Below are 14084 nucleotides of genomic sequence, written 5' to 3'. Positions count from 1 at the left end.
CCTGGCACTCGCGCGCCGGGGGCACCCCATGGCGTCCGCCGGCGAAGAGGCCGGCGTCCCCGGGTGCTCCGCGCCTCTAGGTGAGGGACGGGCCCTGGCTGCGAGTCTCGGCCGGGGTGATTCGTGGCGAATCATCCCGGGATTGCGGGGTGCGGGCCTGCTCCCGTCGGGCCGTCGGTGAGGCTGTCGCGGCCTCGGGCCTGGGGCCTGGGGAGATCGCGCGTGCCCGACGATCGCTGTGGGCTGAGCGGGCGGCGACCGCCACCTTCGCGAGCTGGTGACCGACCTGGCGGACCTGGGGGTTGGGGGCGTCTCGGGTGTGCTCGGCCTCGACCATCGCTGCGGCCTGGAGGGTGACAGCCACGGCCGTGGCGGCGTCCTCCCGTCGCTGGGGTTGGGCGTTGACCTCCGAGGTGAGGTCCTCGATCGCAGCGGCGAGCTCGGCCAGGTGCGAGGTGGGGTCGGCCTGCGTGGCGGGCCTGGCGGGGATGCTCCGTGCTGTTGCGGTCAGGGCGGTGGTGACCTGGTCGTGGCCTGCGTCTTGCAGGAGCGGGGCGGCTGCTCGGGCGACTGCGGCCCACCCGGCGAGGTCGCTGGCGGTGGTGCTCTCGGCGTCGGGCAGGTTGGCCACGGATTGCCACCCGGCGTCCTGGACGCGCTGGATCGTGTCGTCGAGGCTCATGCGGTGCTCCTGCGTCGCAGAATCGCCAGCTCGGCTCGGAGCGGGAGCAGCCACAGTGGGCGGTCCTGCGCGGGGATCGCGTCGAGGGCGCGTTCCGCTCCGCGGAGTGCGTCTTCGGGGCTCGTCGTGGTGTCGATGGTGATGTCCGGCGCCTCGAGGTCGACGACCTCGTGGAGGGTGAGAGCGATCTCCTCGAGGTGCTCGCTCAGGGGGTGGGTGTCGCTGATGGAGGTCCGGGCCTTGGTGAGGTGCCCCAAGACCTCGCGCAGCGTGCTGTCCAGGGCTGCTGGGGTGGTTCCGGTCATCCCAGTCCTGTCGTGGGCCCGTGAGTACGTGAGGGCTGCCTGGCTGGGTGGTCACGGCGCGGCTCAGCCCGGCGTGACCCTTGGGCCTCGATGGTGGCCTGGAGGCGTGCACGGGCCTCCTGAGCACGGCTGACGGCCTGGTCCGGGGGAAGCACCTCGTCATCATCCCCGATTCGTGGCGAATCAGTCGCTGCGGGCGCGACGACTGCGGGGTCGGCCTTGGGGGCGCTCATGCGCTCTTCGACCTGGGCCAGCTGGTCGCGGGCGTCCTTGAGGTCGTCTGCGCGTGCGAAGGGGACGCCAATGCTGTCCTGGGCCTCGGCGATCTCGCGTCGTGCGCGTTCGGCTGCGCCTTGCGCGGCTTCTAGGGCGCGGGGCAAGTTGGCGATCGCGTTCTCGATGCGGGTGATGCCGCCATGCCCGCTCTCGGAGAGGTCGATGTCGACGCTGATGTCCGGGAGGTCACCGAGGCGAACCTGGGCGACGTCCTGGCCGCCGAGACGGGCGAGACGCACGCGCCCGTCGAAGGTGTGCCCGCCGAGGATGAGGACCTGGTCAGGCTCGGCCTCGGGACGGGTGTGCTTGTCCAGGCGGGCGAGGTGGGCCCCAAGGGTGTGGCGCAGGGTGGCCGCGGCGTCGGCACGGTTGCTGTGGGTGCGCCCGTCTGCGGTGCGGGCGCGGAAGTTCTCGCCGCGAGTGTCGGTGCTGCCGGCGATCGCGGCCTCGATCCGCGGGATGCGTTCCAGGGCACGGTCGAGATCCTGCTCGGCGGTGTGGATCCTGGTGCGCAGACCGGCCTGGGCTCGGGAGTGTGAACGTTCGAGGCGGGTCAGGGTGGCGACTTCCTGCTCAAGCTCTGCGCGTTCGAGGACGAGCGGGTCGCCGGAGGCAAGGGCCTTGACCTCGTTGAAGCTGAGCGTGTTGTCGCCGAGGTCCTCGATCTCGCGCTGGTCGAGAGTGCCCCTCATGATCTGGTCGATGAACTTCGCCTTGCGTTCCACGGTCTGCCACGAGTAGGCGTCGAAGCTGCCCTCGACGACGTAACGGTAGATGCCGACCTCGGGGTTGAGGTTGCCCTGGCGCAGGATCCGCCCTTCGCGCTGCTCGATGTCGGCTGGCCTCCAGGGGCAGTCGAGGTGGTGCAGGGCGACCGCCCTCGTCTGAATGTTCGTCCCGACGCCCATCTTCGAGGTCGATCCGATGATGACGTCGACCTGCCCGGTGCGGCACTGCTCGAACAGGAGCGCCTTCTTGCGGTCGTTGTTGGCCTCGTGGATGAAGCGGACCCGGGCCGGGTCCATGCCCCGCGCGACGAGTTCCTGTCGCAGGTTCTCGTAGACGTTGAAGGGGGCGGAGCCGGTCGGGGTGCCAAGGTCGCAGAACACGATCTGCAAAGAGCCAGGGGTGGTGTGGGTCTGCCCCTCGCTGTCGGGCATCGCGTAGGTGTCGTCGCGGTGGGTCTGCCAGATGCTGTGGATGCGCTCAGCTGCTGTTTCGAGCTTCGTCGGGACGGGCATCAGCGTGTCGTCGGCCTGGTCCTGCCCGACGAGCCGAAGGTCGAGTGCAGCCGCTCGCCCTTCGGAGGACACCTTGAGCATGTTGTCCTCGGTGGGCGGGACCAGCCTGGCTCGGACCTTCTCGGCCCGCTCCCCCAGGTCGCTGACGTACTCGCTCAGCTCGGGGCTGGGTGCGATGAGGACCGTCTCGGGGAGTCGCTGCCCGTCGCGCCTGGCCCTCAGCTCGGGTCGCTTGAGGTGGGTGAGGTCCTCGGCGGTCTTGACGTCGGCGGCGACGTGCCACATCCGTAGCAGCTCGGGGACGTTGCGGAACTTCGCGAACCGCGTCGTGGTCCGGTAGTTGCCGCCTCCTTCGGGGGCCAGCTCCACCTGGGTGACGGTCTCGCCGAACGTCGCGGCCCAGGAGTCGAAGTCGACGATGCCGACCTCGTCGAGGAGGTCGGGGCGGATGTAGCGCTGCATGACGTAGGCCTCGGCCACGCTGTTGGCGATCGGTGTCGCTGTCGCCCCGGTGAAGACCCGTGCCCCGTTGCGGCGGCGCAGGTAGTCGATCTTCATGTCGAGGTCGATCGCGCGCTGGGCCCCATCGTGGGCGACGTCGCGGATCGAGGAGACGATCCGCATGTTCTTGTAGTCGTGGAGCTCGTCGACCATGAGGTAGTCGATGCCGAGCTGCTCGAAGGTCAGCCCGGCGTCACGACGCTGGTCGAGGTCCTTCTTCAGCCGCTCCTCGCTGTTGGCCAGCCGGGTCTCCATCTGCTTGACGATCCGGGTGTCGGCGGTGTCACCGGCCAGGCGTTCGAGGGAGGCGCGCAGGGCCTCCTGCTCTCGCTGCATGTACGTCCGCTCGGTCTCGGTGGAGACCGGCAGTGCTTGGAAAGCGCCGCGCGTCATGATGATGGCGTCCCAGTCGCCGGTCGCGGCCTTGGCGACGAAGAGGCGGCGCTTGTCGCGTTGTAGGTCCTCGGTGCCTGCGGCCAGGACGTTGGCACGGGGGTAGAGCGCGAGGTACTCGCGGGTGAACTGCTCGAGCATGTGGTTGGGCACGACGATGGCTGGCTTGTTGACCATCCCGAGCCGTCGCAGCTCTTGGGTGCCCATCACCATCTCGGCCGTCTTGCCTGCCCCGACCTGATGGAAGAGCCCCACGGACGGCTCGCTGACGATGCGGTGCACCGCGGCTCGCTGGTGCGGGTGCGGGTGGAACCACTTGGCGAGTCCGGGCAGGGTGAGGTGCTCGCCGTCGTAGGCGCGCAGCACGATGCTGTTGAACATCGTGTTGTAGGCCTGGGCCAGGCGTGCCGAGCGGCCCGGGTCCTGCCAGACCCACTCCGCGAACCGGTCACGGAGAGCGGCCGCTTTCTCTGCGGCGGCATCGGTCGCTTCGGCGTTGACCACGCGGACGGTGCCGCCCTCGGGGCGTTCGATCTCGTCCCGGATGACCGTCTCCTGCTGCTGGAGCAGACGGGTGGTGAGGTCGAGGGCGTTGAGGCGTTCGGTGCCCCAGGTGCTCGTGGCGGCCACGGTGCGCTTGTTGCCGGCCACGGTCCACATCGCGCCCGCGCCATGGCGAACCCGGACGGAGGGATCGTCCAGGGTCTCCTGGAGGAAGGCCTCGACATCGGTGTCAGGGATCCAGACCGCCCCGAGGCTGGCATGGATCTCCTCGGGCCCGAGGTCGTCGGGGACAACGGCGGTCAGTGCCTCGACGTTGCTCTGGAAGCGGTCGTCGTCGGCGGCCGCCGTCGTGGCGGCGGCGAGCTTGCTGCGCACGTCCCCGGAGAGGTACTCCGCGGCGGGGACGAGGCCATCGGTGGCGGGGTCGTCGTAGACGAGCGTGCCCAGCTGGGCGCGTGCGGCGTCTGTGTCGGCGCCGAGTAGGTCGGCGATGACGGGAAGGTCGATCTCGCCGCGCTGGTCAAGGCAGATGGCCAGGGCGTCGGCCGGGGTGTCTGCGGAGGTGAGGACCTCCCGGCGTTCCAGGACTCGGCCGCGGAGGATCGCGGCCTTCGTGGCGGTGCCGGTGGCCTCGTCGTAGACCTCCAGCGATCGGACGGGCGCGGCGAAGGGGTCCTCGCCGAACTGGACGATAGAGCGGGGCAGGACGCGGGCGAGGATGTCCTGCCCGGTGTTCTCGTCGACCCGGCCGGTGCGGCGGTGGGTGACCCGGTTGAGGGGCCCGTAGCGCTGCACGTATGTGTCGTATTGCGCGTTGAGACGGGCCCGGAGTCCGGCGATGTCCCCGGTGTCCTCGACCGTGGCGGCCTCCGCGTCGAGGAGGGCCAGCGTGGTGTCTCGCAGCGCCAGCAGGGCGCGCATCTCGTCGCGGCGCGACTTGGGGACCTCGAAGGGGTGGCTCTGGCCGTCGCGGACCTGGGTGAACCCCTCCCCCGCTTCCTGGATGAAGCCGGTGAAGCGCAGCGGGTTGCCTGTGATCGCGACCGGAGTCGGGGTGATTCGTGACGAATCACCGCCCTGGGGCTGGTGCACGCGGCCCGCAGTTGTCGCGGCTGCGGTGATAGCTCGCAGCGTCTCTTCGAGCCGGGCCGGGGTCTGGTCGAGCTCGGGACTGTGGACCTGGAGCTCAGGGCCGAACTGTCCCGTGCCGACAGTGACGGTACCGAGGACGTGCTCGGAGTGCTGCTCGAAGTAGGCGCTGGCGTGGACCTGGCCCTCGACGGGCACAGTGCGCAGCCATGTGTCGTCGCCCGGCGTCTCGTCCTCGAGGCGCCGGCGGAACAGCAGGACGTCGGTGACGACGTCAGTTCCTGCTGCGCGTCGGTGTGCACCTGCGGGGAGCCGGACGGCGCCGAGGAGGTCGGCCTGGGCGTAGATGCCTTCGCGGGCGCGACTGTCGGTCTTGTCCAGGGTGTAGCGGGAGGTCAGGACGGCGACGGTGCCACCGGGGCGGACGAGGTCGACGGCCTTGAGGATGAAGTGGTCGTGGATCGGGAGGTTGTCCGGGTTGTGGCGCGGGTCGTGGAGGCGCAGCTGCCCGAACGGGACGTTGCCGATCACGGCGTCGAAGGTGCCGGGGGCGAAGGGGGTCTCAGCGAAGGACTCGGTGCGGACGGTGGCGTCCGGGTAGAGGGCCCGGGAGATGTTGGCGGTGACCGCGTCGACCTCTACGCCGGTGACGTGGGTATCCCCGCGCAGGTCCTCGGGGATGAGGCCGATGAAGTTTCCCGACCCGGACCCGGGCTCGAGGACCTCTCCCCCGGTGAACCCCAGTCCTTGGAGGGCGTCCCACATCTGGGTGGCGATCGCGGCGTCGGTGAAGTGGGCGTTGATCGTCGACCGGGACGCTGCGGCGTAGAGGGCCGGGGTGAGGATCTCGCGCAGGTAGGCGCGGTCCTCGGCGTACTCGGTGTTCCGCTCGTCGAAGACGTGGGGCAGCGCGCCCCACCCGGACCACCGAGCGATCTGCTCCTGCATGTGGGCGTTGACGCCCCCGGTGGACTGGGCGACCTGGAGCCAGTGCAGCGCAGCAAGGTTCCTCGCGAGCCGGGAGCGGGCAGCGACGGCATCCCCGAAACCTCGTGCGCTGGTCTCTGAGGACCCCCCGAGGTGCTCCTGACCGCGGGGAACGAACCTCGGCGCCCCCTCGGGGAGGGTCAGCGGATCGGCAGTGAGTCGATCCAAGCCTTCCGCCGGGCCTGGAACTCCGCTGGGCTGATCGAGTCGTCGTCCAGGTCCGCCCACAGCGGGTGGCTCGGGTCGCTGGGCATCCCCGTCGGGTCGATCGGGCTCGGCGTCGGGTCCTGCGCGTCGTCGTCGCTCTGCGGAGGTGTCGGGAGCAGCTCGGACAAGATCGTCTCGCGGGCCGTCAGGCGGGCCATGTTCCGCCTCCCGACCTCCTTGAGATAGTCCGGGTCGGCCGGTGATGCTCGGAGGATGTCCTCCTCGATCTGGATCATCTGCTCGTGGGCGGTCTGGCCCAGGGCCGCGAAGTGGGTCTCCGGGTCCGGGATCTGCTGGTACTGCTCGGGGAGCCACGTCTTCCAGTGGTCCATCGCTAGCTGTCCGAGCTCGTTCATCGCGGTCGGGCTCTCCATCTCCGAAGAGGTCGAAGGCCAGCTGTGCGTCGTCGGTGCTCCGACGTGGCCGAGCCATCCCGCTTCCCCCTTGTGGACGTAATCAAGTCTTCGCCATTGTGCAGTACGGGTACGGCATCCGCCTGTTGAGAAGTCGCGCCTTGAGAAGTGGCGGCGCACGGGGTTCACCCGCCCTCCGGCTCGGGGGTGATTCGTGACGAATCACCCGTGGATGAGGTCGCGCGGCCAGCGGGTCTGGCCTGCCCGATCCGGGCCCCCCGGGGCAGGTCACCCTTCGGCATCGGCGGCCAGGGCTGCCCGTCGTGATGCTCCGCCTCGAGGCGTCGGCAGTGCTCCTCGGTGGCGTCGAGGAGGAACTGCGTGAGGGTGTAGGCGGCACCGTGAACGCGTTGCATCCCAGCGACCGTCCCGCGCACCCGCTCGGCGTGCTGCGCAGGCACCTGCGCCTGAAGGTTCTCCTTGGGCGTCATGCCAGGACCCCCTTCGCCCGCAGATCGGCAAGGACGGCGCGGTAGTCCTCGGTCACGGGCTCCCCCGATGCTCCGATGGGGAGCGGGGTCCGCTGGTCGTAGGCGCGCGAGGCGACAACGGAGCGGCGCACGGGTGGGGTGACGAGGCCGCCGTAGGCGCCCTGGAGAGCGTCGATGGCTTCGGCGTAGAACCGGCCCGCCCCGACCGGGGGAACGCTGCATGGGACGACAGCGACCAGGGCCAGATCGGGGTTGTAGGCGTCGGCGACGTCGGTGACGATGCCCTCGGTGCGCGGCAGCCCCTGGAGTTCCTTGGTCGAAGGGAAGGTCGTGGTCAAGGCTGCGGTCGCCGCCACGAGAGCCGCAACTGGGAACAGTTCCCCGACGCCTTGCTGGCAGTCGAGGATCACGACGTCGGCGAGATCCTCGACGCCGCGCAGGGCGTGCTTGAGCCGCTGCTCCGCACCGGTGACTGTCCCGAGAAGGATGCGCTGCTGGTCGAGAAGGTCACTGGCCGGGACCAGTGACAGTCCCTCGATCGGGGTCGAGACGATCGCCTCGGCCAGCGTGATCTCGCGGAGCATGACCGTGCCGGCGGTATGGGTGACCGTCTCGGGGTCCACCCCGACGGCAGTCGTGGCGTTGGCCTGGGGGTCCAGGTCGATGAGCAGCACCCGCTGCCCGTCCTGGGCCAGGAGGGCGGCCAGGGTCGTTGCCGTGGTGGTTTTCCCTGCGCTGCCTGCCCCAGAGACGATGGCTAGGACGGGGGTGATTCGTGGCGAATCAGTCATCGGCTGTGTCCTCTTCCTGCTGCTGAGCGTTCACGGTCTCTCGGGCCTCGGCGAGCTTGCCCTGCTCCCACGGGCTGGGGTCGTAGCCCTGCTCGGCGAGCCAGGCGTAGTGCTCGAGGTGCACCTGTCCCCACTTCCGATGGTCCTGGGGCAGTCCAACCTCTTCGTCGCGCTTGGCGATCAGCAGGACCCAGGCGGCGTGCAGTTGCGCACGCTCATCGAGTGTGCGGAGGTGGACGCGAATGTCCCAGTAGTTCAGTCCCGTGGGGATCAGTTCGGCGTGCTCCAGGAGCGGCTGGGCCACGCGGAGGGTCTCTGAGCCCCAGCTGGCGCCGTTGATCGCCCAGGCGAGCAGTCCTCGGCGGATGACGTCCGCTTTCGGGGACTTGGCGACCATGTCAAGCAAAGCGGCCCGCCTGGCCTTGTTGGCCTTGCGACGCTGGGTGTCGTTCGCGGCCTGCTCCTGCTGCCGGCTGGATGCGGGGGCCTTCTTCGGCTTCTCGGTCGTGTAGAACTCGACCTTCCCTCCTCCGCCCAATGGGGCGACGTGGCTGTGGCTGACGACGAGAGTGCCCGCGTCCTGGGCCTGGGCGATGGCCTTGTCATCGTTGAGTCGGTGGTTCCAGGCGCTGCCAGTGCCGCACTTGAGGTGTGCGTCGAGCTCGTCGAAGGCGACGAAGGGCGCTCCGCGCTGCTCCGCCTGCTCGACGGCCGTGGTTCGCGCGACCTCCACTCGCGCGTCGTACCGGGCATGGGTGATGGCCTCGGTGAGGTCGAACTCCTCCTCGGCGGCTGCGGCGGCCTCGTTGACCAGCTGGATCACGTCGGGGTCCTCGTCGAGGACGGTGGCGGACTCCTCGATGCCGAGCAGCCCCGCGCCGACGACTTCCTGGAGTCCCGGAGGGAGTTCGAGCAACTTGAGCTTCTTGCTGATCTGCGACTGCGAGACCCCGGTGTGCTTGGCCAGGGCCCGCTGGGAGAGGCTCTGGCGCTCCATGATCCGTCGGTAGGCGATGGCCTCCTCGATGGGCGTCAGCGCCTCCCGGTGGATGTTCTCGTGGACGACGAGGGAGTCCAGCGTCGTCGGGTCGAAGTCCTCCCGGACCCGGGCCGGGACCTCATCGCGGTCGGCGGCGGCTGCGGCCGCCAGTCGCCGGTGCCCAGCAAGCACGACGTAGGGAGCGTCGGTGACGACGTCCTCGTGCTCGGGGTGATTCGCGCGCCACAGCTCGAGCGGCACGAGCACCAGGTCCTGGATGACGCCGACCGCGCGGATCGAGGCCACCAGCCCCTCCCCCGGCCGCGACCTCTCCGCGGGGTTATCGGGGTTGGGCTGGATGTCACCCAGGGGAATCATCCGACTCTCGCCGACCGCCGCTGCCCGCGACTTCATCGCCTCGACCACGCCGCCCTTGCGCGAGGGGGCCACCCTGGCGCGGTTCAGGGTGGTCGACATGCCCTTGGCTGGCTTCGCCATGGTCGTCCCCTTCACTCGATTGCATACGTTACATGTAAAGCATGTAACAGGACGGGGGTGGGCGCAACCTCTCAGAGGTGTGGGCGTGTCGGAGCCTGGGCCTGGGTGATTCGTGACGAATCACCCCGGTTACAGAGCGGACAGGCCGCCCCTCGACCTAACCGGTGTAGCGAGAGCCGCATTCGCAGGCCTAGAACGGCGGTTCCTCGTCGAGTCCGTCGTCCACGACGTTGGCGCGGATGCCGGGTGGGCAATCGGGGCACTTGGCGACGACGTGGCGGCCGCGGCCGTCGCTGATGGTGACCCAGCCGTGGCCGTCGCAGTCGGTGCGGCGGCAGGGCTTGAGGGTGGCGGGGTCGACGAAGGGTGTGTGACTGGGGTGGTCGGCCTCGACGTCGAGGTGCCGGAGGAGCCCGGCGAGGACGACGGCGGGACGAGTGGCGATTCGGTCTGCGGTGAGGGGAGCGATCTGACCGCGGCGCTTGGCGAGGTCTGCGAGAGCCAGGACGACGTCCTGGGGACTCCACGGCGTGGGGGCGGTGGCGAAGCGTGCCAGGGCCGGTCCGAGGCGTCTGGGGGCCTCCTGGCGCAGCCAGGGGACGATCTTGACGAGCTCGGCACCGAGTTGGGTGCCAGCTCGGCGTCGAGCCGCCCCTCTTCGTGGTGGCCGCGGCGGAGCCGCGTCCTTTTTCTCGCCGCGTGCGGCGTCAGGGGAGGGAGGTGTTAGGTGAGTTTTTGAGGAGGACTTGGTCCTCCTAGGGGGGGTGAAAATCTCCCCAGGGGTTTTCCCCAGCCCGGACGGGGTCGTGAAGGCGACCTCGGTGGCCAGACCCCTCTGGTGAGAACCGGAGCGCCATGCCTCCATCCGCTCGGCCCAGGTGAGCATCCGGCCTCGCTGGATGACGACTTCGAGCCCGATCGCACGGGAGACGCGGGCGCAGTTCTGGACCTGCCGCTTGGTGACGCCGAGGACGCTCGCGAGGGTGTCCGGGCGTACGGTGGCGCCCCGGCCGGTGCGGCGGTGTGCGTAGCCGGAGCGCACCACCAGGTAGCGGCGCAGCAGGTCCTCGGAGACCAGCCCGGCACGCAGCTCAGGGTGAGCAGCGATCGCCACGGGCACGACCCAGGCCAGCCAGTGCTCGCGTGAGCGCCACGCGGCCACGCCTGCGTAGGCGCCGGCGGGGGTCTCGTAGTGCACGCCTGAGGGGCGGGCAGTGCGTCGTCGAGCACGGTCAGTGGGGTGCCGGCGGGGGAGCAACTCGGGGTGACGGAGGCACTGCCGCTGCACCCACGGCCCGAGGCCGTCCGGGCACTCCCGTGCAGTCAGCGCGGCTCGACGCCGCTCTCGCAAGTCGGTGGGGACGCCTGGACACGCCGAGAAGATCTCGCCAGAGACTGGCAATCTCGAGACAGAGTCGTCTAAAGTGGGCAGCACAAAGCCGCCTCCTCACGGTTCGGTGAGTGGTTCAGATCGGGGAAGTCACCGAGTTGCCGCTCGGTCTCCCACCTAGCTTTTGACGATGGAAGCTCCGGTTGCCGCCGGGGCTTTCGTCATGTCAGGGCACTGCCCTGATTAGGGGTTAGCCCGTAAGCTCCCACTCTTCCTGTCGGGGGAGTTCCCCGTCCTTCGCGGGGTTCTCGGCGGGGGCCAAGTCAGGCAGACCGACCTCGCGGCACAGGACGGCAGCGATGTACTCCGAGAGGGACTGGCCGCGTGCCGCAGCCTCGATTCGGACCCTGTCTGCCGCTGCGTTGGGTATCCGCGCAGCCATCAGCGTGCGATCGCCCTTGCTCGGTCGTCCAGCCATAGATAGAACCTAGCCGCGCATATCAGATATGTGCGGGATCTTTCATGAGCGTGTCGGATGGGGCTGGTGTGACGACCTCCTGGGTCGCGCCCCCAGCCGCCAGAGCGTCACGCCGGCAACGAGGTTGAGCAGGGTGAGGAGCCGGTCAGCTCCCTCGCTTTGGGTGGCAATGACGGCGCCGACGGCGAAGACGCCCACCGCCAGGAGGCGCAGGACCGGACGGGCGAAGGTCATCAGCGCGACAAGTAGCGCTCCAGCGATAGGGATGTTGGCTATGACGGCGTTCAGCTCGTCCATCGGATGCTCCTTCATGAGGGCGGGTCGGCGGATACCGTGCGGGGGTGCTGGCCTTCGACTCGACAACTTCCTATGCGCTCACGGTAGCGCAAAGCGCTCACATGTGCTTTTCTCGTACACATGGGGTTGCTGATGGCTAGTCGTCTTGACGACCTGTTTGCGCCCTACGGCGAGCATTTGACGACGAAGGAGCTCGGGGAGATCTTCGGTGTGAGTGAACCGACGGTGCGTCGGTGGCTCGCATCGGGAGTGATCCCGGCCTACAAGGTCGGGACGTCCTGGGTGATCTTGGCGGCTGAGGTTCGCGACTGGATGGAGGAGCAGCGCAACCAGTAGCCCGAAGGGGGCCGCAGCACATGAACCGAGCAGGGAGGGGTTCGCTGACGTGCGCCGCGCTTGTCGCGGTGCTGACAGCGTGCAGCAGTGGGGGAGAGGATCCGCCGCCGACGTCCTCGACGTCGTCAGGGTCCTCCACCTCGACCCAGGCGACCTCGACGCCGTCCGGCCCGAACGACGCGCAGATGACCGAGACGACGCCTCCGGTGGCGTCGCCGACCTGGGATCAGCAGGCGCGACGAGAGGCGATCACTGCGGCCGAGGAGGTCCTGACGGCCTTTGCCCGCCCGGACATTTCGCAGGGGGAGTGGTGGCGCGACCTGGGGCCGATGATGACCCCCTCGGCCCGGCAGGTCTACAACTCAGTCGACGTGGCCGCGGTGCCCGTGCGCGAGGTGAAGGGGAAGGGCCGGATCGCCGACGATTCGAGCCCGTACCTGGCGACGGTCGAGATCAGCACCGATCGCGGCAAGTACACGGTCCTGATGGCGCGCACGGGCCAGGGAGCCCCGTGGCTGGCTGAACGGATCGAGCCGGAGCGGGGCTCGTGAGCAAGAAGGTCGCGCTCGGGCTGCCAGCGGTTCTGCTGGGCGGCCTCCTGGCGTCTAGCTTCCTCGTGGGCGGGGCGGAGAGCCCAAACGACGGCTGCATCCCGACCGAGGACGGGATCGTGGTCAACATCGCGAACCTCCCCGACTCGGTTGGCCCGTACTCCGGTGAGCAGCTGAAGAACGCGGCCCTCATCGTCAACGCGGGCAAGAAGATGGGCCTGTCCCGGCACGCGCAGACGATCGCGGTGATGACGGCGATCGGCGAGTCGACACTGAACAACCTGGAGCGGGGGGACGCCGTGGGTCCGGACAGCCGCGGCTTGTTCCAGCAGCGCGCGACCGGGTGGGGCTCGCTCGAGGACCGGATGAACCCCTCGAGCGCCGCGACGAACTTCTACAAGGCGCTCCTTGAGGTCGAGGGGTGGGAGGACCTCGCTCCGACCTTTGCCGCGCACCGGGTGCAGAGCAACGCCGACCCGTACCACTACGCGCAGCACTGGCGCTCTGCGCAGCAGCTCGTCTCCGCCTTAGAGGGGGCTCAGATCACTGAGGCCGGCTCGACGAACGTCGACACCGCCAAGACGATCAAGGCGTACAACCTCGGCAGCGTCCGGGACGTGACCGCCCGCGCGGTCGGAGTGCTCGCTCCCCAGTTCAAGATCTCCACCGTCGGCGGGCACCGTCCCAACGACCCCTACCCGGACCACCCGTCGGGATTGGCGGCGGACTTCATGGTCCCCCTCACCGACGCCGGGACGGCGAAGGGGGACGCCCTGGCCCAGTACCTCACGGAGAACCACGAGGAGCTCGGTGTGAAGTACCTGCTGTGGCAGCAGCGCAGCTGGTACCCGGACCGGGGTTGGAAGCCGATGGAGAACCGGGGCTCGCCCACGGCCAACCACCAAGACCACGTCCACGCGACGTTCCAGGGCAGCGCGGGGACGGGCGCCCTGCCAGCGGCCAGCGCGTGCATGGACTCCGAGGCAGATTCGGTCTTCGCCGCCCCGGGGGAGCGGGTCATGCCCAGCAAGGGCCCGATTACCTCCCCCTTCGGCATGCGCATGCACCCCACGCTCGGGTACGCCCGGATGCACGCGGGTATCGACATCGGCGCTCCGTGCGACGCGGCGATTAGCGCCCCGTCCAAGGGCCGCGTGGTCTACGCGGGCCCGATGGGCGGATACGGCCACCTCATCGAGGTCGACCATGGCCAGGGGACCACGACCCGCTACGGGCATATGTACGGCAACGGGCTGCTCGCCCGGGTCGGCGACGAGGTTCAGGCGGGGCAGCAGATCGCCAAGGTCGGCAGCGACGGCGAGTCGAGCGGGTGTCACCTGCATTTCGAGGTCCGGGTCAACGACAAGCCGATCGATCCGCAGACGTGGATCGGAAAAGGGAAGGCCTAGTGCGCCGCGGTCTCGTTGTCGCCGGTGGGGGGAGCCTGCGTGGCCGTCCCGTCGATCATCAGCTGTCGCACGGCGGGCCACCAGATCCGGTAGTTAGGTCCGATGCGCTGCGAGGGGATCGTGCCGTCCCGGATCAGCAGCGCACAGGTGTCTGGCGTGATGCCGAGCAGCCCTGCGGCGGTGGTGCGGTCAACGACCTCTGGATCGCCCTCAGGGATCAGCGGGTGCTGGACGAGGGCGACCTCGCCGACGACGGCGCGCAGGACGGCCGGGCGCCACATGCGCCACTTCTTGCCAAGTCGCCACGCCGGGATCTCGCCAGCGCGGATCGCACGGCCAAGCGTGGACTCGCTCACGGAGAGCATCTTCGCGGCGGCTGGGATGTC

General features: G+C 69.3%; 13 protein-coding genes. 3 read left to right on the top strand and 10 right to left on the bottom strand.

The genetic code is table 11. The features are described from left to right. Positions 1 to 76 precede the first annotated feature (76 nt). The 9 genes from FB557_RS13940 to FB557_RS13900 form a co-directional block, all read right to left on the bottom strand. The gene (locus FB557_RS13940) at positions 77 to 682 is read right to left on the bottom strand and encodes a hypothetical protein (protein WP_144858245.1); all 606 of its coding nucleotides are present in this window, start codon (positions 680 to 682) and stop codon (positions 77 to 79) included. After that, positions 679 to 987: a hypothetical protein gene (locus tag FB557_RS13935; RefSeq protein ID WP_144858244.1), complete on the bottom strand. Its 309-nt coding sequence runs from the start codon at positions 985 to 987 to the stop codon at positions 679 to 681. The genes FB557_RS13940 and FB557_RS13935 overlap by 4 nt, the downstream gene beginning before the upstream one ends. After that, positions 984 to 6146, bottom strand: a complete 5163-nt coding sequence (locus FB557_RS13930) for a helicase-related protein (RefSeq protein ID WP_144858243.1) — start codon at positions 6144 to 6146, stop codon at positions 984 to 986. Before FB557_RS13930 ends, FB557_RS13935 begins: the two co-directional genes overlap by 4 nt. Further along, positions 6119 to 6541 (bottom strand): hypothetical protein, encoded by a 423-nt coding sequence (locus tag FB557_RS14385; protein ID WP_211356589.1) that lies wholly within the window; start codon positions 6539 to 6541, stop codon positions 6119 to 6121. Before FB557_RS14385 ends, FB557_RS13930 begins: the two co-directional genes overlap by 28 nt. A 182-nt stretch (positions 6542 to 6723) precedes the next feature. Beyond that, positions 6724 to 7029 carry a hypothetical protein gene (locus FB557_RS13920; protein ID WP_144858242.1) on the bottom strand — a complete coding sequence of 102 codons (306 nt, stop codon included), beginning with the start codon at positions 7027 to 7029 and terminating at the stop codon, positions 6724 to 6726. Further along, entirely contained in the window at positions 7026 to 7820 is a 795-nt protein-coding gene (locus FB557_RS13915) for a ParA family protein (RefSeq protein ID WP_144858241.1), read from the bottom strand. The genes FB557_RS13920 and FB557_RS13915 overlap by 4 nt, the downstream gene beginning before the upstream one ends. Continuing rightward, entirely contained in the window at positions 7813 to 9297 is a 1485-nt protein-coding gene (locus FB557_RS13910; RefSeq protein WP_144858240.1) for a ParB/RepB/Spo0J family partition protein, read from the bottom strand. The genes FB557_RS13915 and FB557_RS13910 overlap by 8 nt, the downstream gene beginning before the upstream one ends. Before the next feature lie 190 nt (positions 9298 to 9487). After that, complete coding sequence (locus FB557_RS13905; RefSeq protein ID WP_144858239.1) at positions 9488 to 10495, bottom strand: hypothetical protein; 1008 nt, start codon at positions 10493 to 10495, stop codon at positions 9488 to 9490. Between the two features lie 652 nt (positions 10496 to 11147). Next, positions 11148 to 11402: a hypothetical protein gene (locus FB557_RS13900; protein ID WP_144858238.1), complete on the bottom strand. Its 255-nt coding sequence runs from the start codon at positions 11400 to 11402 to the stop codon at positions 11148 to 11150. A gap of 132 nt (positions 11403 to 11534) precedes the next feature. On the opposite strand from FB557_RS13900, the gene FB557_RS13895 reads away from it, so the two are divergent. From FB557_RS13895 to FB557_RS14675, 3 genes are all read left to right on the top strand, one after another. Next, positions 11535 to 11738 carry a helix-turn-helix domain-containing protein gene (locus tag FB557_RS13895; RefSeq protein ID WP_170236306.1) on the top strand — a complete coding sequence of 68 codons (204 nt, stop codon included), beginning with the start codon at positions 11535 to 11537 and terminating at the stop codon, positions 11736 to 11738. A 185-nt stretch (positions 11739 to 11923) separates the two neighbouring features. After that, a complete protein-coding gene (locus FB557_RS13890; RefSeq protein WP_144858236.1) occupies positions 11924 to 12289 on the top strand; it encodes a hypothetical protein in 366 nt (121 codons plus the stop codon). Then, on the top strand, positions 12286 to 13698 hold the full coding sequence (locus FB557_RS14675; protein WP_246074859.1) for a M23 family metallopeptidase: 1413 nt from the start codon (positions 12286 to 12288) through the stop codon (positions 13696 to 13698). Before FB557_RS13890 ends, FB557_RS14675 begins: the two co-directional genes overlap by 4 nt. Here the strand turns inward: FB557_RS14675 and FB557_RS13880 are convergent. After that, positions 13695 to 14084, bottom strand: a 390-nt coding sequence (locus FB557_RS13880; RefSeq protein ID WP_144858235.1) for a helix-turn-helix domain-containing protein, incomplete at its 5' end; no start/stop codon positions are given. The two genes, FB557_RS14675 and FB557_RS13880, sit on opposite strands and share 4 nt — an antisense overlap.

This window comes from Marihabitans asiaticum (assembly GCF_007828725.1).
GTDB classification, from domain to species: Bacteria; Actinomycetota; Actinomycetes; order Actinomycetales; family Dermatophilaceae; genus Marihabitans; species Marihabitans asiaticum.
Note: the sequence above shows the minus strand (reverse complement) of the source record. Positions and strands in the feature narration are given on the sequence as shown.

Excerpts from the sequence above, each read along its gene's own strand:
- FB557_RS13915 (WP_144858241.1), bottom strand. The coding sequence starts at position 7,820 with ATGACTGATTCGCCACGAATCACCCCCGTCCTAGCCATCGTCTCTGGG.
- FB557_RS13935 (WP_144858244.1), bottom strand. The coding sequence starts at position 987 with ATGACCGGAACCACCCCAGCAGCCCTGGACAGCACGCTGCGCGAGGTC.
- FB557_RS13910 (WP_144858240.1), bottom strand. The coding sequence starts at position 9,297 with ATGGCGAAGCCAGCCAAGGGCATGTCGACCACCCTGAACCGCGCCAGG.
- FB557_RS13900 (WP_144858238.1), bottom strand. The coding sequence starts at position 11,402 with ATGGACGAGCTGAACGCCGTCATAGCCAACATCCCTATCGCTGGAGCG.
- FB557_RS14385 (WP_211356589.1), bottom strand. The coding sequence starts at position 6,541 with ATGAACGAGCTCGGACAGCTAGCGATGGACCACTGGAAGACGTGGCTC.
- FB557_RS13895 (WP_170236306.1), top strand. The coding sequence starts at position 11,535 with ATGGCTAGTCGTCTTGACGACCTGTTTGCGCCCTACGGCGAGCATTTG.
- FB557_RS13940 (WP_144858245.1), bottom strand. The coding sequence starts at position 682 with ATGAGCCTCGACGACACGATCCAGCGCGTCCAGGACGCCGGGTGGCAA.
- FB557_RS13890 (WP_144858236.1), top strand. The coding sequence starts at position 11,924 with ATGACCGAGACGACGCCTCCGGTGGCGTCGCCGACCTGGGATCAGCAG.
- FB557_RS13920 (WP_144858242.1), bottom strand. The coding sequence starts at position 7,029 with ATGACGCCCAAGGAGAACCTTCAGGCGCAGGTGCCTGCGCAGCACGCC.